General features: G+C 67.6%; 20 protein-coding genes and 1 riboswitch. Of the genes, 11 read left to right on the forward strand and 9 right to left on the reverse strand.

Annotation, left to right across the window (positions count from 1 at the left end):
* Positions 1-892: glutamate--cysteine ligase (locus K789_RS0112605; protein ID WP_024367057.1), on the forward strand; the 892-nt coding region annotated here is incomplete at its 5' end.
* Between the two features lie 11 nt (positions 893-903).
* On the opposite strand, the gene K789_RS0112610 is transcribed toward K789_RS0112605, so the two are convergent.
* From K789_RS0112610 to K789_RS0112620, 3 genes are read right to left on the reverse strand one after another with little or no spacing between them, the layout of a single operon-like run.
* Positions 904-2,112 (reverse strand): O-succinylhomoserine sulfhydrylase, encoded by a 1,209-nt coding sequence (locus K789_RS0112610; RefSeq protein ID WP_024367058.1) that lies wholly within the window; start codon positions 2,110-2,112, stop codon positions 904-906.
* On the reverse strand, positions 2,113-2,532 hold the full coding sequence (locus K789_RS0112615) for a rhodanese-like domain-containing protein (RefSeq protein ID WP_024367059.1): 420 nt from the start codon (positions 2,530-2,532) through the stop codon (positions 2,113-2,115). It abuts the gene before it with no gap.
* Positions 2,529-2,756 (reverse strand): DUF1737 domain-containing protein, encoded by a 228-nt coding sequence (locus K789_RS0112620; protein ID WP_029705000.1) that lies wholly within the window; start codon positions 2,754-2,756, stop codon positions 2,529-2,531. The genes K789_RS0112615 and K789_RS0112620 overlap by 4 nt, the downstream gene beginning before the upstream one ends.
* A gap of 94 nt (positions 2,757-2,850) precedes the next feature.
* Positions 2,851-2,965: riboswitch (SAM riboswitch) on the reverse strand.
* A gap of 379 nt (positions 2,966-3,344) precedes the next feature.
* Here K789_RS0112620 and K789_RS0112625 point away from each other — a divergent pair.
* Positions 3,345-4,289, forward strand: a complete 945-nt coding sequence (locus K789_RS0112625; RefSeq protein ID WP_024367061.1) for an ATP-grasp domain-containing protein — start codon at positions 3,345-3,347, stop codon at positions 4,287-4,289.
* Between the two features lie 89 nt (positions 4,290-4,378).
* Here K789_RS0112625 and K789_RS0112630 read toward each other — a convergent pair whose 3' ends face one another.
* The gene (locus tag K789_RS0112630; RefSeq protein WP_024367062.1) at positions 4,379-5,341 is read right to left on the reverse strand and encodes an aminodeoxychorismate lyase; all 963 of its coding nucleotides are present in this window, start codon (positions 5,339-5,341) and stop codon (positions 4,379-4,381) included.
* A 93-nt stretch (positions 5,342-5,434) separates the two neighbouring features.
* Here K789_RS0112630 and cls point away from each other — a divergent pair, with 93 nt between their 5' ends.
* A complete protein-coding gene (gene cls / locus K789_RS0112635) occupies positions 5,435-6,910 on the forward strand; it encodes a cardiolipin synthase (protein ID WP_024367063.1) in 1,476 nt (491 codons plus the stop codon).
* A 46-nt stretch (positions 6,911-6,956) separates the two neighbouring features.
* Here cls and pabB read toward each other — a convergent pair whose 3' ends face one another.
* On the reverse strand, positions 6,957-9,023 hold the full coding sequence (gene pabB / locus K789_RS0112640; RefSeq protein WP_024367064.1) for an aminodeoxychorismate synthase component I: 2,067 nt from the start codon (positions 9,021-9,023) through the stop codon (positions 6,957-6,959).
* Positions 9,020-9,601 carry a low molecular weight protein-tyrosine-phosphatase gene (locus K789_RS0112645; protein WP_024367065.1) on the reverse strand — a complete coding sequence of 194 codons (582 nt, stop codon included), beginning with the start codon at positions 9,599-9,601 and terminating at the stop codon, positions 9,020-9,022. Before K789_RS0112645 ends, pabB begins: the two co-directional genes overlap by 4 nt.
* A gap of 150 nt (positions 9,602-9,751) precedes the next feature.
* Here K789_RS0112645 and K789_RS23035 point away from each other — a divergent pair, with 150 nt between their 5' ends.
* Positions 9,752-10,687: a S1C family serine protease gene (locus tag K789_RS23035; protein WP_084507517.1), complete on the forward strand. Its 936-nt coding sequence runs from the start codon at positions 9,752-9,754 to the stop codon at positions 10,685-10,687.
* Positions 10,688-10,703: 16 nt separating this feature from the next.
* Here the strand turns inward: K789_RS23035 and K789_RS0112655 are convergent, their stop codons facing one another.
* Positions 10,704-11,198, reverse strand: coding sequence for a MarR family winged helix-turn-helix transcriptional regulator (locus tag K789_RS0112655; protein WP_024367067.1), 495 nt, complete (start codon positions 11,196-11,198; stop codon positions 10,704-10,706).
* 242 nt (positions 11,199-11,440) lie between these two features.
* Here K789_RS0112655 and K789_RS0112660 point away from each other — a divergent pair, with 242 nt between their 5' ends.
* The 6 genes from K789_RS0112660 to K789_RS0112685 all read left to right on the forward strand — a co-directional run bounded on the left by K789_RS0112660 (position 11,441) and on the right by K789_RS0112685 (position 18,053).
* Positions 11,441-12,376 (forward strand): SDR family NAD(P)-dependent oxidoreductase, encoded by a 936-nt coding sequence (locus tag K789_RS0112660; protein WP_024367068.1) that lies wholly within the window; start codon positions 11,441-11,443, stop codon positions 12,374-12,376.
* Position 12,377: 1 nt separating this feature from the next.
* Positions 12,378-13,271, forward strand: a complete 894-nt coding sequence (locus tag K789_RS0112665) for an amidohydrolase family protein (protein WP_024367069.1) — start codon at positions 12,378-12,380, stop codon at positions 13,269-13,271.
* A gap of 1 nt (position 13,272) precedes the next feature.
* Positions 13,273-14,478, forward strand: a complete 1,206-nt coding sequence (locus K789_RS0112670) for an acyl-CoA dehydrogenase family protein (RefSeq protein WP_024367070.1) — start codon at positions 13,273-13,275, stop codon at positions 14,476-14,478.
* 87 nt (positions 14,479-14,565) lie between these two features.
* Positions 14,566-15,021 (forward strand): MaoC family dehydratase, encoded by a 456-nt coding sequence (locus tag K789_RS0112675; protein ID WP_024367071.1) that lies wholly within the window; start codon positions 14,566-14,568, stop codon positions 15,019-15,021.
* A gap of 42 nt (positions 15,022-15,063) precedes the next feature.
* The gene (locus tag K789_RS0112680) at positions 15,064-16,428 is read left to right on the forward strand and encodes an MFS transporter (RefSeq protein WP_024367072.1); all 1,365 of its coding nucleotides are present in this window, start codon (positions 15,064-15,066) and stop codon (positions 16,426-16,428) included.
* Between the two features lie 53 nt (positions 16,429-16,481).
* Positions 16,482-18,053, forward strand: coding sequence for an acyl-CoA synthetase (locus tag K789_RS0112685; RefSeq protein ID WP_024367073.1), 1,572 nt, complete (start codon positions 16,482-16,484; stop codon positions 18,051-18,053).
* A gap of 20 nt (positions 18,054-18,073) precedes the next feature.
* Here K789_RS0112685 and K789_RS0112690 read toward each other — a convergent pair whose 3' ends face one another.
* Positions 18,074-18,697 carry a LysE family transporter gene (locus K789_RS0112690; RefSeq protein WP_024367074.1) on the reverse strand — a complete coding sequence of 208 codons (624 nt, stop codon included), beginning with the start codon at positions 18,695-18,697 and terminating at the stop codon, positions 18,074-18,076.
* A gap of 137 nt (positions 18,698-18,834) precedes the next feature.
* Between K789_RS0112690 and K789_RS0112695 the strand changes: the two genes are divergently transcribed.
* The gene (locus K789_RS0112695; protein ID WP_024367075.1) at positions 18,835-19,401 is read left to right on the forward strand and encodes a PKD domain-containing protein; all 567 of its coding nucleotides are present in this window, start codon (positions 18,835-18,837) and stop codon (positions 19,399-19,401) included.
* A gap of 21 nt (positions 19,402-19,422) precedes the next feature.
* On the opposite strand, the gene K789_RS0112700 is transcribed toward K789_RS0112695, so the two are convergent.
* A complete protein-coding gene (locus K789_RS0112700) occupies positions 19,423-20,238 on the reverse strand; it encodes a methyltransferase domain-containing protein (protein WP_024367076.1) in 816 nt (271 codons plus the stop codon).
* Between the last annotated feature and the right edge of the window lie 11 nt (positions 20,239-20,249).

Here is a 20,249-nt window from a genome sequence, read left to right on the forward strand (position 1 = left end):
CGCCGCCCTCGCCACCTCGCCGCACGGCTCCGCCACCCACCTGACGCCGAAGCAGCGCTACATGACCATGCAGCAGCGCTTCGGACTCACGGTCCGGAACCAGCTGACCTGCGGCCTCCACGTCCACACCTTTGTGGAGTCCCCGGAGGAGGGCGTGGCGGTGATGGACCGGATCCGGGACAAGCTCGCCGTGCTGATCGCCCTCAGCGCGAACTCCCCCTATTGGAACGGCGCGGAGACAGGGTTCGAAAGCTACCGGACGCAGGCGTGGAACCGCTGGCCGGGGTCGGGCCCCACAATGATCTTCGGCAGCCTGCCCGTCTACCGCCGGGTTGTGGTCCGGCTGGTGGAAACCGGCGTCCTGATGGACGAGGGGATGGTCTATTTCGATTCACGGCTGTGCCGGCATCATCCCACCGTGGAGGTCCGGGTCGCCGACGTTTGCCTGCGGGCGGAGGACGCGGCGCTGATCGCTGTCCTGGTGCGGGCGCTGGTGGAGTCGGCGTCCCGGGAATGGAACGACGGCGTCGACCCCGCCCCGGTGCCGACGCTGCTGCTGCGGATGGCCGCGTGGCAGGCCAGCAACTGTGGACTGCGCGGGCAGCTGCTGGACTTCGGCACCTTCACCCCTGCCCCGGCCGCGGACGTGGTCCAGGCCCTGGTGGACTTCGTGGCCCCCGTCCTGGAGGAACAGGGCGAGCTGGACCTGGTGCGCCAGGGCATCAGCCGGATCCTGGCCGAGGGCACCGGCTCCCAGCTGCAGCGGACGCCATTCCGCACAGGGGGACTGGCCGCCGTCGTCGAACGGGCCGTCGACGTGACCATGCAGGGAGCAGACGACGGGGAACCGGCCGATGAAGGATCGACCCTGAGCCGGGTCCGCCGGGGCTGAGCCGGGCGGCGCTAGACCTGCTTGAGCGCCTGGCCAAGGTCGCGCATGAGGTCCTCGACGTCTTCCAGGCCCACCGACAACCGCACCACGCCGTCGCTGAGCCCGATCGCGGCCCGGCCCCCCGGCCCCATGGCGCGGTGCGTTGTGGTGGCGGGATGGGTGATGAGGGACTTCGAATCGCCCAGGTTGTTGGAGATGTCAATGATCCGCAGGCCGTCCAGGAGCGCGAACGCGGCCTCCTTCGCCGAACGCCCGCCGGACGGGGAGAGCTCGAAGGTCAACACGGTGCCGCCGGCCTTCATCTGCCGTGCCGCCAGCTCGTACTGCGGATGGGACGGCAGCAGCGGGTACTTGACCCAGCTGACCGCGGGCTGCTCCTGGAGCCACTCGGCCAGCCGCAGCGCGGAGGCAGAGGAGTAGTTCACCCGCAGGGCCATGGTCTCCAGCCCCTTGGTCAGCACCCACGCGTTGAAGGCGGAGAGCGCCGGGCCGGTGTGGCGCATGAGCTGCTTGACCGGTCCCTCGATGAACTCCTTGGTGCCCAGGATCGCGCCGCCGAGCACCCTGCCCTGGCCGTCGATGTGCTTGGTCCCCGAATATACGATGACATCCGCGCCGAGTTCCCCGCAGCGCTGCAGCAGGGGAGTGGCAAAGACGTTGTCGACGACGACGGTCGCGCCGGCGGCATGCGCCAGTTCGCTCACGGCGGCGATGTCCACGATTTCCTGCATCGGGTTCGACGGCGACTCGAAGAAGACCGCCGTCGTCGGCTCCAACAGCGCGGATCGCCACTGCTCCAGGTCCGGGCCGTCCACGAAGACCGTCTCCACACCCCAGCGGGGGAGGATCTCGTTGAGGATCACGAAGCAGGAGCCGAACAGCGAGCGGGCCGCGACCACGCGGTCGCCGGCGGCCAGCAGGGCGCCGAGGGCGGTGAAGACCGCGGACATGCCCGAGGCGGTGGCAAAACAGGCCTCGGTGCCTTCGAGCAGCCGGAGCCGCTCCTGGAAGGTGGCCACCGAGGGGTTGCCGTAGCGGGAGTAGACGAAGCGTTCGTCCTCGCCGGTGAAGGCGCGTTCCGCGGCGGCAGCGGATTCGTAGACGAAGCCGGAGTTCAGGAAGATCGGTTCGGTGGTTTCCTGGAAGCCGGTGCGGTCGAGACCGCCGCGGACAGCCTGGGTGTCGGCGCTCCAGCCGGCGGCGTCAGGGTTGAAGGTCACTTAGTGCTTTCCGGTGTTGGTGGGCAGGCCGCGGTTTTTCCAGCCGTTCACGGTGCGTTCGCCCTGACGGTCCGGTTCGCCTTCGAAGCCCTCGAGGACGTTGTAGGAGGTGAAACCGGCCTCCGTCGCCGCTATTGCCGCGGCGACGGACCGGGCGCCCGAACGGCACAGGAAGACCAGTTCGGTTCCTCCGCCTCCCGGGGCCCGCTGTTTCAACTGTTCAACGAACTGCGAATTGGGGATACCGCCGGCCAGATTCCACTGGATGAAGAGCGGATCGTTCCGTCGTTCGCCCGCGGCCGCGGTGTCGGGGATGCCGATGTGGGCCCATTCGCCCTCGGTGCGGACGTCCACCAGGATGGCGCCGTCCTCGAGCTTGGCCCAGGCCTCCTGCGGGCTGAGGTCTCCGGCGTAGCTCACGCGTGGCCCTCGCCGTCGAACTCGAGGTCATCCACGGCGTTGGCGACCGCGGCATCGGCGCTGGCGATCGCCGCCGGCAAAACCACGGCCTGGGCCACGATGACGCTGCTGCCGTTGAAGGTGGCGGCCGGGCTGCCGTGCAGGACGTAGCCCTCGGCGAGGGCGGCCGAGACGCGCTCGCAGAACGCACGGTCGTCGGGTCCGGTGAACAGGCGGTACGCCAGTTTCTCCTCGGCGGCACCGGGGACTGCGGGGGACGGGGCGGGTGCTGTAGTGGGGACAGCGGGGGCGGACGCGTCAGGCACGACGGATCTCCTTCTTTCACGCTTGCAGCTCGAATGGTCGATATGCCGAGTATTCACCTGAGGCACCCCGCCGCGAAAGGGAGGGTTGCCGACCGGCCAGTCAGGGCTTGGCACCGGTTCTCATTACTCACCCAAAAACGTAACACCTGCGACGCCGGCCCGCATCGCCGTCGTCATGTTAAGTAACGGGAAGCGCCACATCGGAGCAGGAGGAGCCGAGTACCGGCCGCCCGACCTGAGTACCCCGTGTCCGGGCGGCCCGGCCCGGTCTCCGCAATTACGAGTACCCGCTACTCGGGCTTTCCGAGCGACCCCTCGCCTTTACTAAAGGGGCACGTCCAACAGTGTCCAGAAGGTCTCATGCACCACGAAACTCGCCGGGGGGCAATTTCTCATGCTGTCGATCCACGTTCCGCACACGTCCGTCATTGGCCGTCCCCTCCTGGCCAGTCGCCGGGCCGCCGATTTCCACCCCGCCCGCCTGCCGGGCCGCGGGATGGGGCGGGCATGAAGCCCCGGGTCCTGCTCACCGGCGCCGGCGGTTCAGCGGGCCGGGCCCTGGCAGCCCAGCTGAAATCCCGCGGCATTCCCGTCCTGGGCACGGATATCCGTGAGCTTCCCTCCGGGGCCGGCATCACCGTGGTGCCGGTGCCTCCGGCAAGCGACCCGGAGATGGTCTCGGCGCTCCGCCGCCTCGTCACCCGGGAGGGGATCAACGTGGTCATCCCAACGGTGAGCCCGGAACTTCCGCTTCTCGCGGCGTACCGGGCCGCGTTCGGCGCCGACGTCCGCGTCATCATCGGCGACCCCGGGCCGGTGTCCGTCGCCCATGACAAGCTCTTCACGGCCTGGCAGCTACAGTCCTCAGGCGTACCCGTTCCCCGCTTCGGCGTGCCCAGTGACTTCGCCGACGCGGACGCGGCGATGGCGGCGCTGGGCGGCCCCGTCGTCGTCCGGCCCCGGCTCTCCTGCGGGGCGCACACCGCCGTGGTCATCGATGGAAGCGGGGACGTGGACTGGCACCGGCTGCCGGACGGCCAGATGGTCCAGGAGTTCATCCCCGGTCCGGGGTACGGACCCATGGTCTTCGGTACTCCGGCGCACAACGGCAGCGCGCCGTTCGTCGTCGTCGTGGAAAAGACCGAACTGAACCGCGGCGCCGTTGGCAAGGCCGTCGCGACGCGGCGTGTGGAAGTGGACGAAGACATGGACGTCGGCAACGTGGCCATGGCGGCCGTGCGCTCGCTGGGTCTGACAGGGCCGGTGGACGTCGATGTCCGCCGCCGCGCGGACGGGACCCCGGTGGTCCTCGACATGAACGCCCGTTTCGGCGCGAACAGCTGGCGTGCCCCGGAACTGCTCGACGCGGTGCTGGCGTCCTTCGCGCTGCCGTCCTTCAACCCGGCGTCCTTCAGGGGGGCCGCCCGGGCGTACGCCAGTGCCCTGGTCTGAACCAGCAATGCGGGGTCACGTAGCGCCCATCAGCGGGCGCCGGATGGGCCGTAGCTGACCCCGCGTTGCCTGCCTGTTGGCGGCGGAGCTTATCCGATGGTGGCGTAGAGCGCGTTGAGCTCCGCGGTGAGTTGCTTGCGCAGGTCCGGCGTGCCGATTTCCTTGCCGTCGATGTGGTTGACGGGCGCCAGCAGGCGGATGCTCGAGATCAGCCACACGGCGTCGGCGTCGTACAGGTCCCGGGGCTCCAGCGGGCCGTAGCCCAGCTCCCAGCCGGCGGCCTTCGCCGCGGTGAACAGGGCCCCCTGCGAGGTGCCGGGCAGGATCCCGCTGTCGAGCTGGGGCGTGATGAGCCGCCGCACGGTGCGCACTCCGCCGGCCCCGTCGTCGGCGGTCTCCAGGTGCGCCAGCAGGACGGTCGACGTCGGACCCTCCAGGACCCGGCCGTCCGCGGACGTGAAGATGACGTCGTCGGCGCCCTGGGCATGCGCGTAGCGAAGCGCGGCCATGTTGACGGCGTAGGAGAGTGTCTTGGCACCCATGAGCAGCCACGGGGCCCGTTCCCCGACTTCGCTGTCGTAGCCGCGGTCCAGCAGGATGACGTCGATTCCGGTCTCGCGCTGGCGCCTCCCGGCGGGGCCGGGGGCGGAGGCCTGGACCCAGCAGGTGGGCCCCGCCGCGCCTTCCACGCCGCGGGTCACAAGCAGCTTGACCACGAGTTCGTCGTCCTCGGCGGTCTCGGCGCCGGGCACGTGCTGGCGCCGGTATTCGCTGATCGCCGTCGCGATGGCCCGGCGCCAGGCGTCCTCCGCCGGGATGTCCAGCTCCAGCAGCCGGGCGGAACCGGCCAGCCGGGACAGATGTGCCTGGAGCTTGCGGGGCTGCCCGCCCACGGCCAGCAGCGACTCGAAAACACCGTCGCCGCGGGTGGCGCCCTGGTCCGTCGCCATCAGCTGCGGCTTGGTGGCATCGGCCAGCCGGCCGTCGTCGAACGCGGGATCGAGGAAGACCAGCACCGGGGCGGGGGCAGGTGCGGCGGCAGGAGGAGTCATGACTTCAGCTTAGTGCGGCGGGGAACGGGATAGGATTTGACGATTGCCCGTTCCGGAACTGTTCCGCGGGTCTGGAGCTTGAGGGGTTCGCCTGTGCTGTGGCCATTTTCGCTGGCGGAAACGCTGCCGTCCTGGGTGATTCTGATTCTGACTGTGGTGGACCTCGTCATCCGGGTGCTGGCCCTCGGCATCATTCCCGGAAACCGCCGGCCCACGACGGCCATGGCCTGGCTCCTGATCATCTTCTTCGTCCCGGCCGCGGGCCTGGTCCTCTTCCTGCTCTTCGGCAACTTCCGTCTCTCCCGCAAGCGCCGGGCGCAGCAGGATGCCGTGAACACCCGGGTACGCGCCGGCACCTCGGAACTGGCGATGCTGGAAAGCACCTACGAAGGCCCGGAGTGGGTGCTGTCCGCGGCGGAACTGAACAAGACCCTGGGCTCGCTGCCGATGGTGGACGGCAACCACGTGGAACTCCTGCCCGGCTACCCGGACTCGATCAAGGCAATGGCGGCCGCCGTCCGCGAGGCAGAGTCCTTCGTGAACGCCGAGTTCTACATCCTCAGCTCGGACCACATCACGGATGACCTGCTCACCGCGATGGAGGAAGCCGCCGAACGCGGCGTCGAAGTCCGCCTCCTGTTCGACCACCTCGGGACCCTGCGCATCAAGGGCTACAGCAAGCTGATCGCCCGGCTCAAGGCCAGCAAGATCCGCTGGCGGCCCATGCTGCCGCTGAACCCGCTGCAGGGGCAGTGGCGCCGGCCGGACCTGCGCAACCACCGCAAGATCATGGTGATCGACGGCGAGGTCGCATTCACCGGTTCGCAGAACCTGATCGAGCCCTCCTACAACAACCCGCGGCACCGCAAGATCGGCCGCGAATGGGTCGAACTGATGGCCTGCCTGCGCGGGCCGATCGTCACCACGCTCAACGTCGTCTTCGCCACCGACTGGCTCAGCGAGACCGACGAGTCCCTCGAAGACCAGCTCGCGCACCGGCCCGAACTGCACGCCGGCAACATCACGGCCCAGGTGGTGCCCAGCGGCCCCGGCTTCATCACCGAAAACAACCTGCGGCTCTTCAACACGCTGATTTACTCGGCGCAGCGCAAGATCTCGATCTGCAGCCCGTACTTCGTCCCGGATGACTCGCTCCTGTACGCGGTGACGACGGCGGCGCAGCGCGGCGTCGACGTCGAACTCTTCGTCTCGGAAAAGGGCGACCAGTTCCTGGTCCACCACGCCCAGCAGTCGTACTACGAGGCGCTGCTCGAGGCCGGGGTGCGGATCTACCTGTACAAGGCCCCGTTCGTGCTGCACGCCAAGCACTTCACCATCGACAACGAAGTTGCCGTGCTGGGCTCCAGCAATATGGATATGCGCTCGTTCTCGCTGAACCTCGAGGTCTCCGTGATGCTCCTGGGTGAGGACATCGTGCGGCGGATCAGCGCGGTGGAGGACACCTACCGGGGCATTTCGCGCGAACTGACGCTCGAGGACTGGATGAAGCGGCCCATGGGGGTCAAATATGTGGACAACGTCGCCCGGCTGACGGCCACCCTCCAGTAGGCCACCCGGCGGCACGACTGCGGCGCACCGGCGTCCGGTGTGGGCGTCAGCCGGCCGGGAACTCCGCGCCGAGCGCGGAGAGGACACCGAAGGCCTTGGTCCGGATCTCCTCGTACTCCTCCTGCGGCGAGGAATCCGCCGTGATCGCCCCGCCGACGCCGAGACTGAGCCCGGTGCCGTCCCCGGCCTGGTCCGTGAGGACGAGGGTACGGATCGCGACGGCCAGGTCGGTGGCTCCGCTGAGCGAGAAATACCCGATCGCGCCGGAGTACACACCCCGCGGTGCGCCCTCGAGCCGGTCCAGGATCGCCATGGTGCTGACCTTGGGGGCGCCGGTCATCGAGCCGGCCGGGAAGCAGGCCGCGACGGCCTCGGCCCGGGGCATGCCGGGCCTGAGCCGGGCGTCGATGGTGCTCACCATCTGGTGGACCGTGGCGTAGCTTTCGATCGCGCAGAGCCGGCTGACGGACACCGAGCCCGGCACGGCGAAATGGCTGAGATCGTTGCGCAGCAGGTCCACGATCATGATGTTTTCGGCGCGGTCCTTCGGTGAGGACTCCAGCTCGTGCCGCAGCAGAGCGTCCTTGGCGGGATCCGCATCCCGGTGCCGGGTGCCCTTGATGGGCTCGGCGCGCATCCCGCCGTCGGCCGCGATCCGCAGGAACCGCTCCGGGGAGGTGCTTGCCACGGTGAGGTCCCCGAACCGCAGGTAGCTGGCGAACGGCGCGGGATTCCGCCGGCGCAGCGCCAGGTAGGCCTGCCGCGGGTCCAGGGCGGCGGCAGGAAGGATAGCCGTCAACGCCGTGGTCAGGCAGACCTCGTAGGTGTTGCCCTCGGCGATCTCGTGCTGGGCCCGGGTGATTTTGGCTTTGTAGGAGACTTCCGAGTCCCGTGCGGCGAAGTTCAGGGCGTGGCCAGGGGCGTAAGGTCCGACGGCGCCGCTGGCTCTGTCCTCCCTTCCGGATGCCGCTGCCTGCCCGACGGCCGCCCCGGTGGCGGCGGTGCGGGCGGTCTCCAGCCAGTCCCCGGCATCCGCGGTGTCCAGCGCCAGCAGCCAGACCGTGCGCTCCACATGGTCCAGGACCACCGCGCGGCCGGCGAACAGCAGGCAGGCGTCGGGGGTTTCGGCGGTGACGTCGCTGCCGCCGGTCTCACGTTTGAGCTCGTAGCCGAGGTAGCCAAGCCAGCCCAGGGTGAACTCGCACGGGTAGTCCTCCGGGCCGCGGAGGGTGCGGTGGCCCCAGACTCCATCAAGCCAGCGGAAAAACGGCCCCTCGCTCGTGACGCTCGCGTTGCCGACGCTGACCCGGGTTGTCCCCGAACTGTGCCGGACCGACTGGCCGTGCGGGCCGCCGTCGTCCGCCAGGATGCTGAAGCGGCTGCGTTCCGCCGCCGTGCTCCCGTCGGGCGACAGGGAGGAATCGAGCCAGACGGCGTTGGCCGAGCGGCCGAACAGGGACTCGAACAGCAGGGCAGGGTCCGGGGCGGCGTCGATCCGTTCGGCGCGGAGCTGAAGGCCGAGGCGGGCGCCAAGTTCCGGGAGCAGCACCGGGGCCAGCGACGGCAGGTACTGGAGGGCCTGCAGCACTTCCGCCGGGGCGGCGCCGTCGGCAAGGTTGAGCACCCGGATATCGGCGCGGGCCGGAACGTCGTCCCCGGCCAGCCACGCCTCCTCTTGGGCGGCCCAGTCGTCCCAGTAGGGTTCGTAGCTTTCGCCGTCGCGGGCCAGGGCCCTGCTGCGCCTGTCCTGTTCGGGCGAATCGGCCCAGATCGCTGCGGCCAGGTAGGGCCGGGCGGCCTCCGCTGCGGCTCCCACCCCTTCCACCAGGACGATTTCGGCGGGCTGGGTGGTGCGGGTGTCGCCGTCGTAGTGCGCGGTCCAGTCCCAGCTGACCCATTCGGCCGAATCGCCGCGGTGCAATGGGGCCAGGACCGTGGTGACGTAGCGTTCAATGCCGGCTGCGAGCCCGTTCCAGCCGGGGTAGATGTCTTCAAGATGGAAGAGGGAGACTTTGTGGTGTTCGCGGAGCCGTGCCGCCAGTTCGATCGCCAGGGTGGTCTTGCCGGCGCCGGATCGTCCGTCGATGGCGATGATGACGGGTGCGGGACTCATGAAATAGAGCGTACCGGCTGCTCTGCATTGGGTTGATCACTGCCTGGCTGTTGCCCGCCCGCCCGTTGACGCCGGGCGAGCTCCGTCCGGACATGCGCCACGAGCCCGGGGAGTGCGGCGTTGATCAGGTTCCAGGTGAGGTCGAAGTCCGCGTGGCCGCCGTACCAGGGGTCTTCGATGCCCTGGTCGAGGGCGTCCCTGGTCGCGACGGCCGGATCAAAGCTGCGCAGCATCCGGATCTTGGACAGGGATTCGCGGTCCGGCGCCGCCTGCTGGAGCCAGCCGAAGTGGTCCACGTCGAGGGCCAGTATGAGCTCGCGGTTGTGGAACCACTCTGCCCGCCATTCGCGTGCCACGTGACGTTCCGAGGGGATGCTGTGGGCGGTGAGCTTGCGGGCGGCCCGCGGGTCAATCGGACGGCCAACCTCATAGGCGGTGGTTCCGGCGGAATCCACCACGGCGCCGGCCAGGCCATCCGCGGCGATGGCCTCCGCCAGCATCAGTTCGGCCATCGGCGACCGGCAGATGTTCCCGGTGCAGACCGCGATGATCCGGTACTGGCTCGACGTTGAGGTCATAGTGCAAGCATGGATCATGCGGGTCCGCTTGGCTAGTTTCCGGGCCGGGGATGTTACAGAGTTTGTCATGCTCATGTCTACTTCAGTCATGAGGGCCGGCCGGGGCCTTTGCCCCTAACCGGGGGCCGGCGGAGGCGGGATCATGTCCCCATGACGCTGGAAAGGAACGTACCGCCTCCGGTCCCGGCGGCCAGTGTGGCGGCCCTGTCTACGGATGAAGCCCCAGGCGTGGCGAAGCGGTCCCGCCGCTACGTGTTCGGATTCTTCCCGCTCGCGGCCATGGCCGCGGTCGCTGCGCTCGTCGGTGCCGGCACCGCGCTGCTTGTGGCGCGTGCTTCGGGCTGGGGCACCGAAACCGTGGTCAAGCAGTATTTGACCGCCGGCGGAGCGGTTTCGGACCACCCCCTGGATATCAAGGTCCTGCTGGCCGCGGCACTCCCCGCCGTGGTCTCCGTGCAATCCACAACCGCCCAGTCGAACCCCTTCCTGGACCCCGCCGGCGGCACCCGGGTGACGGCCCAAGGCACGGGCATAGTAATTGGCAGCACGGGTGAGATCATTACCAACGCACATCTGGTCAGGGGAGTGGTCAGCGGAGCGTCGACCGTAACCGTGACGTTCCACGACAGTAGCCAGCATTCCGCCCGGATCGTCGGCTCGGACTGTGACCACGATCTGGCCCTGTTGCAGGTCGACGGCGTGAAGAACCTGCCCGTGCTGGAGCTGGGGGACTCGGGGTCCGCGGCGCCCGGTGATGGTGTCATCGCAATCGGATACGCCTTGGGCCTGGACGGCGGCCCGAGCGTCACCACCGGAATCATCTCGGCCACCGGGCGGACGTCCATTGCGGATACGGGATTCGGCACCAGTTGCAGTCTGGCCGATATGCTCCAGACCGATGCTCCCATCAGCTCCGGCGACTCCGGCGGACCCTTGCTCGACACTGGCGGCCACGTGATCGGCATCAACACCATGGTTGCCGCGCCCACCTCACAAACCTCGGTGAACGGGATCAGTTTTGCCATTGGGGCGGACACGGTCAAATCCCTGCTGCCCAGCCTTCGTGCGGGCGGTGCAGGTGGCTGAAGCCGCAATATTTGAACTAACGTTCCGCGGGGTTTGCGGACCAGACGGCCTTGCGGAGAATGGACCGCAGGGACGCCACCTCCTCGCCGGTAAGCATGACCAGCTGTCGCGCTTCGGCGGCCTGGGTTGCCTTTTGGGCGGCAGTATGGAGGGTGCGGCCCGCTCTTGTGGCGGACACCAGTTTCTGCCGCCGGTCTGAGGGTCCCGGCTTTCTTTCCACGAGGCCGCGCTGTTCCAGCTCATCGATGAGTGCCACGATCTGGCTGGGATCCAGGCTGAGGAACTCGGCCAGTTCGCGTTGGGTGGGTCCCAGATTGCCGCAGGCCAGCGCCAGCACGGAGTAGGACCGCTCCTTCAGTCCGAACTCTGCAAGGGCCGCGTTGTTGAGCACGCTGCCGGCGGCGTGCAGCTTGGCCAGCAGGAAGCCGATGTCAGTGCTGATGCTTGATTCCGCCAGCCGGGTGGAAGCCTCGCCGGAGCTTTCGGCGGCGTCGTGTACCTGTTGTGTCATGGTGCCTTTCGGGCGGGTAGCCAGCCGGGTCGTTGAATTATTCAATGATCCCACGGCACCGCGCCTGCGAAAAGCATGCGCCGGGAGCGGTGAAGGCGGCGTACGGGGGAGCTGATTGAATGCAGAAATAAATCATTGACATTTTCAAGGATTACGTTTCTAATTGAAGCAGTCAAGGGAGATGTGCATCACACGCCGGCTCCCTGGGATATCCGCCGCAAGGCGCAATGCAAAGGAGCAGCATGAGCCTGTCAGGGAAAGTAGCAATCGTCACCGGAAGCGGCCGGGGCCTGGGCCTGGCGTATGCCCGGGAACTCGCCCGCCAGGGCGCCGCCGTCGTGATCAACGATGTGGATGCCGACGTGGCCGCTGACGCGGTCCGGACCATTGAGGCCGACGGCGGCCGCGCCGTCGCCGTCGTCGCTCCGGTGGGCAGCACCGAAGCCGCCCGGCAGCTCGTGCAGAAAGCGGTGGAGGCTTTCGGCCGGCTCGACATCCTGGTCACCAACGCCGGGATCCTGCGGGACAAGTCCCTGCTGAAGATGACGGACGAGGACTTTGACCTCGTCATTAACGTCCACCTCAAGGGCACCTTCACCTGCGCCCGCGAAGCGTTCGCCTACTTCAAGGAAAACGGCATCGCCGGCCGCATCATCACCATCGGTTCCCCCACCGGCCAGCGCGGCAACTTCGGCCAGACCAACTACGCCGCCGCCAAGGCCGGAATCGTCGGCATGGTCCGCACCTGGGCGCTGGAAATGAAGAAGGCCGGCGTCACCGCCAACGCCGTCATCCCGGTGGCCGCCACCGCCATGACCAAGACCGTCCCGTATTTCCAGAAGGCCGTCGAAGCGGACGAGCGCGGCGAGGCGATGCCAGCCTTCTTCCGTCACGATCTGGGGTTCGGAACCGCCGACGACGTCGCCGGACTCATTGCCTTCCTCGCCTCCGACGAGGCGGCCGGCATCACCGGCCAGGCGATCGGCGCCGGCGGGGACCGCCTGCAGCTGTGGACCCACCCGGAGGCTGCCGTTACCGAGTACCGCGACGGCGGCTGGGGCTATGCCGACCTGATCGAAAACTTTGGCAAGCTCTTCGGCGATAAGCTGCAAAGCGTCGGCGAGGAATTCCTGCCGCTTCCGGAAGACCTCAAGCCCGAACCGGCAGAGGTCCGCTGACATGGCCTCCCAGCGTTATGAACTCGGCATCAATGCCGCGAAGCTCGACGCGATCGACATGCATGTCCACCTCGAGGTGGATGGCCACGGCCACGAATCCCTGCCGCCGGCCCTTACCGAAGCGTCCGCCAAGTACTTCAAGTCCGAGGACCGCACCCCGTCGCTGGACCGGATCGCCGAGGTCTACCGCGAACTGAACATGGCCGCCGTCGTGTTCACCGTCGATGCCCGCACCCAGCTCAAACACGAGCCGAACAGCATCGAAGACCTCATCGCCGGCGCCGCGCGGAACAACGACGTGCTGATCCCGTTTGGCAGCGTGGACCCACGGACCGGCGCCGAGGCCATCCAGGGCGCCAAGCACCAGGCCATCGACCTGGGTGCCCGCGGGTTCAAGTTCCACCCGTCCCTGCAGGGTTTTGACCCCTCCAACGAACAGTTCTACCCGCTCTGGGCCGCCCTGCAGGAACTCAGCCTCCCGGCGATTTTCCACACCGGACAAAACGGCATGGGCGCCGGGCTCCCGGGCGGCTACGGCATCAAGCTGGGCTACTCCAACCCGCTGCTGCTGGACGCCGTCGCGGCGGACTTCCCGGAACTGCAGATCATCATGGCCCACCCCTCGGTGCCGTGGCAGGACGAGGCCAACTCGATCGCCACGCACAAGTCCAACGTCTTCATCGACCTCTCCGGCTGGTCCCCGAAGTACTTCCCGGAATCGCTGGTGAAGATGGCCAACTCCGTGCTGCAGGACAAGGTCCTTTTCGGCACCGACTTCCCACTGATCACCCCGCAGAAGTGGCTGGGCGCTTTCGCGGACCTGCCGCTCAAGGACGAGGTCCGGCCCAAGATCCTCAAGCACAACGCCGTCCGCCTGCTCGGACTGGGAGGCTGAGATGACTGTCGATACCCAACAACAAACCCGGCTGTACGGCGTCTGCGACTACTACGACGCCGAGTCCCTGTTGACCGCGGGGGAACGCCGCGTGCTGGGCAGGCTGCGGACCTTCCTCGACGAGAAGGCCCGGCCGCTGCTGGCGGACTATTGGGAACGCGGCGAGTTCCCGGATGAGCTCTCCGAGCCGCTGATCGGCCTGGACCTGATGGAGCCGGCCGAACTGCGCGGCCCGGAGGGCAGCCCGGCCCGGGGAATCTACCAGGGCTTCCGGATCTTCGAGCTCGCCCGCACCGACGCCTCGCTCGCCACCTTCTACACAGCCCAGGCCGGACTGTTCCGGACCGCTATCCGGGTCGGCGCCTCCGCGGAACAGCAGGCCGAGTGGATGCCGAAGGTCATCGACTTCTCGCTCAAGGGGGTCTTCTCGCTGACCGAGCCGGAGTCCGGTTCTGACATCGCCGGCGGGCTCTCCACCACCGCCCGCCGTGACGGCGACGCCTGGATCCTCGACGGCGCCAAGCGCTGGATCGGCGGCGCCGCCACCGCGGACGTCCTGGCCGTGTTTGCCCGCGACGTGGCCGACGGCCAGGTCAAGGCCTTCCTCGTCGAGCGGGAAGCCCCCGGCGTGACGCTGGAGAAGATCCACGGCAAGACCGCGTTACGGATGATGCAGAACGCCCACATCACCCTCGAGGGCGTCCGGGTGCCCGAATCGATGCGCCTGCACAACGTGGAGTCCTTCCGGGACGTCGCGGCAATGCTGCGCGCGATGCGCTCGGACGTCGCCTGGATTGCCACCGGGATCGCGGCCGGTGCATTCGAGGCGGCTCTGCGCTACGTCACGGAACGCCGGCAGTTCGGCCGCACGCTCGGATCCTTCCAGCTGGTCCAGGAAAAACTGGCCCGGATGCTCGGAAACGTCACCTCGGCGCTGTCCCTCGTGGTGCGGCTCACCGAGCAGCAGTCCAAAGGCATCTACCGGGACCAGGACTCCGCCCTGGCCAAGATGCAGACATCCCTGCTGATGCGCGAAACCGTGGCACTGGCCCGCGAAGTGGTCGGCGGCAACGGCATCACCCTTGAAACCGACGTCGCACGCTTCCACGCCGACGCCGAGGCCGTCTACTCCTACGAAGGCACCCACGAAATTAACGCCCTCATCGTCGGCCGGGCCCTGACCGGCGAAAGCGCCTTCACCCGCTGACCCCGGCACCCACCAAATCCAACACACCCCGCTCCGGCACCGCCGTCGGACAATTCCCTACCCCACCCAGCCCTCCAGGAGGACATCATGCCCAATCTCGTCGTCGATTTCGACAAACTGCTCACGCTCGCCGGCACCGATCTCGGGGTCACCGAGTACCGCGAAATCACCCAGGAACAGATCAACAAGTTCGCCGACGCCACCGGTGACGACCAGTGGATCCACGTTGACCCCGAGCGCGCCAAGGACGGTCCGTTCGGCGCCCCGATCGCCCACGGCTTCCTCACCCTCTCGCTCATCATCCCCTTTTGGGGGGAGCTGTTCGACGTCGACGGCGTCACCACGAAGGTCAACTACGGGCTGGACAAGGTCCGCTTCACGTCCCCGGTCAAGGTGGGCGCGCGGATCCGGATGCATTCCACCATCAGCGAAGTGACCGAGGTCAAGGGCGGTGCCCAGATCAAGGTCGCCAACACCATCGAGATCGAAGGCCAGGAGCGGCCCGCCGTCGTCGCCGAGTTCCTCGCCCGCTTCTACAAGTAAAAAGCCCCTCCACGAACCCTCCCTCTGTTCAAAGGAACAACCATGTCAGGACTCACTCAGCTTCAAGCGATGGGCACCGCCGAGCGACGCAAGGAAGCGCGCACGGTCATTGCCTCCAGCTACCTGGGCAGCACCATTGAGTACTACGACTTCCTCCTCTACGCCACAGCTGCAGCGGTTGTCTTCCCGAAGGTCTTCTTCAGCGGCATGGACGACTGGGTGGGCGTTGTCGCCGCCTACGGCACGTTTGCGGCAGGCTACGTGGCCCGCCCGGTTGGCGGTATCATCTTCGGCCACTTCGGCGACAGGATGGGCCGCAAGGGCATGCTGATAATCTCCATGCTGGTCATGGGCCTGGCTTCCACCCTGATCGGGCTGGTCCCGGGTGCCTCCGTGGCCGGACCCTGGGGTGCGGTGCTCCTCGTGATTCTTCGTGTCTTCCAGGGCATCGCCGTCGGCGGCGAATGGGGCGGGGCTGCCCTGATGGCGCTGGAGCACTCCGAATCGGGCAAACGCGGGTTTGCCGCCTCGTTTGTCAACGCCGGGGCGCCCACCGGTGCCGTCCTGGGCACCCTGATCATGGGCGCGTTCTCGGCGCTGCCGAACGATCAGTTCCTCGCCTGGGGCTGGCGGGTGCCATTCCTGCTCTCCTTCGTGCTGCTGGGCGTGGGCATGTTCGTCCGGCTCAAGGTCTCCGAAAGCCCTATCTTCAAAGCAGCCATCGAGCAGGAAGAAGCTGAGCGGGAGAACGCGGCGCAGGAAATTGGCGCCGGAATCATGGCAAAGCCGGCCGCACCCCTGGTGCAGGTGCTGCGGCGGCCCAAGACCCTGATTTTCACCATGCTCGCCGGCGCTGCAGGCTTCGCGCTCCAGGTGGTCCTGGCCACGTTCTCGGTGACCTACGCCGTCTCCAAGGGCGCCGACCGCCAGGGCGTGCTGTACGCCTTTGCTGCCGCCTCGCTCATCTCCATCGTGTTCGTGATCATGGGCGGCCGGCTTTCGGACAAGGTGGGCAGGCGGCCGGTGATGATCGGCGGACTGGTTCTCTTCATTATTTACCTGGTGCCGATGTTCCAGCTGCTCTCCTCCAACAACATCATGCTGATCTTCGTGGCGTTCGCCATCGGCCTGATGATCCATTCCACGCTGTTCGGTCCATTGGCGGCCTTCGTGTCCGAGCAGTTCGGCACCACCTCCCGCTACACCGGCGCGTCCCTGGGCTACCAGCTGGCAACCCTGCTCGGCGCCGGGTTCACTCCGGGCATCGTGGCCCAGATCTTCAAGGACTCAGGCCAGGACACGGCATCGGTGGTCTGGTACCTGGCGAGCATGTCGGTGGTCTCCATTGTCTTCATCCTGCTGACCCGGGAACCGAAGAACAACGACCTCCGCACCGTCCAGGCCTGACCCTTCATCGGGTCCCGTTACACGGGCTAACCTCACAGTAGAAAGGATTCGCCGTGGAAAATTTTGGCATCGGTTCGTGGCTGCAACGTCGCCGCCCGAAGTCCGGCAGCAAAACCGCCCTGATCAGCGGAGGCCGGGAACTCAGTTATGAACAGTTGGCCGACCGGGCCGTCCGGCTCGCCAACGCCCTGAGGGACCGCGGCGTGGAAAAGGGGGACAGGGTTGCCTACCTGGGCGAGAACCACCCGTCCTTCCTGGAAACCCTCTTTGCGTGCGGCACCCTGGGCGCCATTTTCGTACCGCTCAACACGCGGCTGGCGCCCCCGGAAATCCAGTTCCAGCTGCAGGACTGCGGCGCCGGGGCGCTGGTCCATGCAGGCAGCCTCGGCGACCTGGCAGCCCGCGGGTCGGCCGGCACGGCAGTGGCGAGGCTCGTCGTCGTCGACGATGCCGGCGCCGGCAATGACCCGGCGGTGCGGAGTGGAGCCGCCGGGGGCGCGACGGCGGTGGAGGACTTTGAGGACCTGGTGGCCTCCGGTTCGGACCAGCCGGTCGACGAACCTGTCACGCTGGACGACGGTGCCATGATCCTCTACACCTCCGGGACCACGGGCCGGCCCAAGGGGGCCCTGCTGACCCACGGCAACGTCACGTGGAACTGCATCAACGTGATCGTTGATTTCGACTTCTCCTCGCAGGACGTGGCGCTGATGATTTCGCCGATGTTCCACGTGGCGTCGCTGGACATGGGCGTCCTGCCCACCCTCCTCAAAGGGGGAACTGTGGTGCTGGAGCCGAAGTTCGACCCCGGCCGGACACTGGAACTCATTGAGCGGCACCGGGCGACCACCATCAGCGGGGTACCGACCACATATCAGATGCTCGCCGAGCACCCGGCGTGGGCCACTGCGGACCTCAGCTCCTTGAACAAGCTCACCTGTGGCGGGTCAGCGGTGCCGATGCGGGTGCTGGAGGCGTACGAAGCACGCGGCCTGCGGTTCTCCAACGGCTACGGCATGACCGAGACTGCGCCGGGCGCCACCACCCTGCCGGCAGCCCGGTCCAGGGATAAGGCCGGATCGGCCGGGCTTCCGCAGTTCTTCACCGATGTGCGGATCGCAGGCTTCGACGGGGACACCGCTGCGCCGGGGACGGTCGGCGAGATCCAGATCAAGGGCCCGAACGTGATCCCCGAATACTGGAACCGGGCTGACGCCACCGCCGAGTCATATGCGGAGGGCGGCTGGTTCAAGTCAGGCGATATGGGATACAAGGATGACGACGGGTTCGTCTTCGTCTCGGACCGGATCAAGGACATGATCATCTCCGGCGGCGAAAACATTTATCCCGCCGAAGTGGAGCAGGCCATCACGGAACTCGAGGCCGTGGGAAGCGTGGCCGTGATTGGCGTGCCGGATGAGAAATGGGGTGAAGTGCCCCGGGCAGTGGTCCTGCTGCGCGAGGGTGCCCAACTCACGGAAGAGCAGCTCAGGCGGTACTTGGATGGACGCCTGGCACGTTACAAAATCCCCAAGTCCGTGCTGTTTGTCGATGAGATGCCCCGGACCGCCAGCGGCAAGATCAGGAAGGCCGACCTTCGGAAGCTGAGCGCCATCCAGCCATAACTGGCCGTGGCCTGGGCGCGTCAGTGGATGAGGGCCAGCATGACGCCGACGGCCATGAACAGCACGCCGAACGTCCGGTTGAGGATGCGCTGGCCGCGGGCATCGTGGGTGAAGCGCTGGAAGGTCTTGGCTGCGGCGGCGAAGAAGAACCACATCACCAGGATGTCGATCACGATCACGGTGGCAGACAGGGTCAGGTACTGCGGCAGGAGCGGGTTCTCCGGGCGGATGAACTGGGGCATAAAGGCCAGGAAGAACACGATCGCCTTGGGGTTCAACAGGTTGACCCACAGGCCGCGGCGGAACATGGAGAATGCCGGCTCGTTGCGCAGCGCGGCGGCTTTTTCCTGGTCCAGGTCGGGTTTGTGCCGGAACTGCTGGATGCCCAGGTAGACAAGGTAGGCGGCGCCTGCGTAGCGGATCACGTTGAAGGCGACCGGAGAGCTGGCCACCAGCACCCCGACGCCGAGGGCCACGATCACGATGTGCACGACCAGCGCGGCCTGCTGCCCAAGGATCCCCCAGATGGAACGCCGGAAGCCGGAGTTCAGGGAATTGCTCATCGTGTTGATGGCGCCCGCACCGGGCGTGAAGCTGATCAGGACACCGGCGCCCGCCAGGGCCAGCCAAAGGGAGGGTTGCACTGATTCAGTTTACGGCCGCGCGTGGGCCCAGCCGGCCGCCGCTTCACAACACCGTCACAGAGCGGCCATTCGCCAGAAATGGCCGCTCGGGCCGCGCCATTGCGGCGAACCCCGGGAGCACCGCGGGCCCGGCGGCCGTGCCACTGCCCGAGGCGCGGTTCGCCAATCCCGACTACTACGCCATGCCCGGACAAACGGTCACCTTCGACGTCTCGGCGTCGCTGCCCCGAGGCGTCAGCATCGCTCAGTACGAATGGGACTTCGACGGCGACGGTGCCATTGATCGGGTGGGGCCGCTCCCCGTGGCGCCCCACAGGTACGCCGCCGCGTTCGAGGGCAAGGCGACGGTGCGGATGACCCATGCCACGGGAGGCTTGTCGACGGCATCGACCGGGGTCCACATCGGCCGGGGCCTGCGGGACGGACTCCCCGCCGCGCCCATCAACGTGCGCGTGGTGGTGACCGCCCACTCGGGCGGCATCAGCACCGTCCAAATATCGTGGGAGCCGGGCGGGCCGGAGCCCTACCGCTGGGGTCTGACCGTTGACGGTTTTCCGGCCGGGATTGTGGAGGGCCACACACGCACCGCGACCATGACGGACGTCCACCGGCTCAAGGACGTGAAGATCGGCGTCGTCGGGTTCACTGAGAACCAAGGCATGGGGGCCTCCGCCGGCGTGACGCTTCCCGCGCTGCCGGATTAGGCGGCTCCGGCGCCAACCGTCTCATGCCCGGGCAATCACCTCGCCGTTGGGGATCAGGAACCAGCCGTCGTCCGTGGAACCCCAGCGGTGCCAGCCGGCCGAAATCCGGGCGAGATCGGCGGCGTTGGCGAAGCCATATTCGAGTGCCTGGTCTGCGAAGGCCGAGTGCAGGACGCGTTCGCCCCAGACCCGGGCCTGCCAGCGGCGCTGCTGGCCGGTGGCGTAGAGCCAGTTGCTGCTGGAGGGTGCCACGTCGGTGAATCCGGCGGACTGGGCCCACGAAACCAGGCGGCGGCCGGCGTCGGGTTCGGCCCCGTTGCGGCGTGCGATCCGCTGGTAGAGCTCCATCCATTCATCCAGCTCGGGGACGGCCGGGTACCAGCTCATGCCGTGGAAATCGGCGTCGCGCACCGCCACGATCCCGCCGGGCTTGGCGACGCGGCGCATTTCCCGCAGGGCGGCCACCGGGTCCGTGAGGTGCTGCAGGACCTGGTGGGCGTGCACGACGTCGAACGTCTCGTCCTCGAAGTCGAGGTCGTAGATGTTGCCGGCCACGAAATCGACGTTCTGCACCCCGCGCTCCGCCGCGAGGGCGGTCGCCTGGCTGATCACCTCGGGCGAGCGGTCCAGTCCGGTGACCTTCCCGGGGGAGACGAGTCCGGCGAAATCGCACGTGATGCTGCCCGGCCCGCAGCCGACGTCGAGCACCGAAACCCCCGGGGTCAGGTGCGGGATCACAAACGCCGCGGAGTTCTCCGCCGTCCGGGAGGCGTGGGCGCGGACCACCGACTCGTGGTGGCCGTGGCTGTACACATCTTCAGGCTGCTGCGCACTCATAATGAAACGCT

Source organism: Arthrobacter sp. TB 26, assembly GCF_000427315.1.
Lineage (GTDB): Bacteria > Actinomycetota > Actinomycetes > Actinomycetales > Micrococcaceae > Arthrobacter.

Excerpts from the sequence above, each read along its gene's own strand:
- K789_RS23035 (WP_084507517.1), top strand. The coding sequence starts at position 9,752 with ATGACGCTGGAAAGGAACGTACCGCCTCCGGTCCCGGCGGCCAGTGTG.
- K789_RS0112675 (WP_024367071.1), top strand. The coding sequence starts at position 14,566 with ATGCCCAATCTCGTCGTCGATTTCGACAAACTGCTCACGCTCGCCGGC.
- K789_RS0112630 (WP_024367062.1), bottom strand. The coding sequence starts at position 5,341 with ATGACTCCTCCTGCCGCCGCACCTGCCCCCGCCCCGGTGCTGGTCTTC.
- K789_RS0112655 (WP_024367067.1), bottom strand. The coding sequence starts at position 11,198 with ATGACACAACAGGTACACGACGCCGCCGAAAGCTCCGGCGAGGCTTCC.
- K789_RS0112680 (WP_024367072.1), top strand. The coding sequence starts at position 15,064 with ATGTCAGGACTCACTCAGCTTCAAGCGATGGGCACCGCCGAGCGACGC.
- K789_RS0112660 (WP_024367068.1), top strand. The coding sequence starts at position 11,441 with ATGAGCCTGTCAGGGAAAGTAGCAATCGTCACCGGAAGCGGCCGGGGC.
- K789_RS0112625 (WP_024367061.1), top strand. The coding sequence starts at position 3,345 with ATGAAGCCCCGGGTCCTGCTCACCGGCGCCGGCGGTTCAGCGGGCCGG.
- K789_RS0112700 (WP_024367076.1), bottom strand. The coding sequence starts at position 20,238 with ATGAGTGCGCAGCAGCCTGAAGATGTGTACAGCCACGGCCACCACGAG.
- pabB (WP_024367064.1), bottom strand. The coding sequence starts at position 9,023 with ATGAGTCCCGCACCCGTCATCATCGCCATCGACGGACGATCCGGCGCC.
- K789_RS0112665 (WP_024367069.1), top strand. The coding sequence starts at position 12,378 with ATGGCCTCCCAGCGTTATGAACTCGGCATCAATGCCGCGAAGCTCGAC.
- K789_RS0112645 (WP_024367065.1), bottom strand. The coding sequence starts at position 9,601 with ATGACCTCAACGTCGAGCCAGTACCGGATCATCGCGGTCTGCACCGGG.
- K789_RS0112670 (WP_024367070.1), top strand. The coding sequence starts at position 13,273 with ATGACTGTCGATACCCAACAACAAACCCGGCTGTACGGCGTCTGCGAC.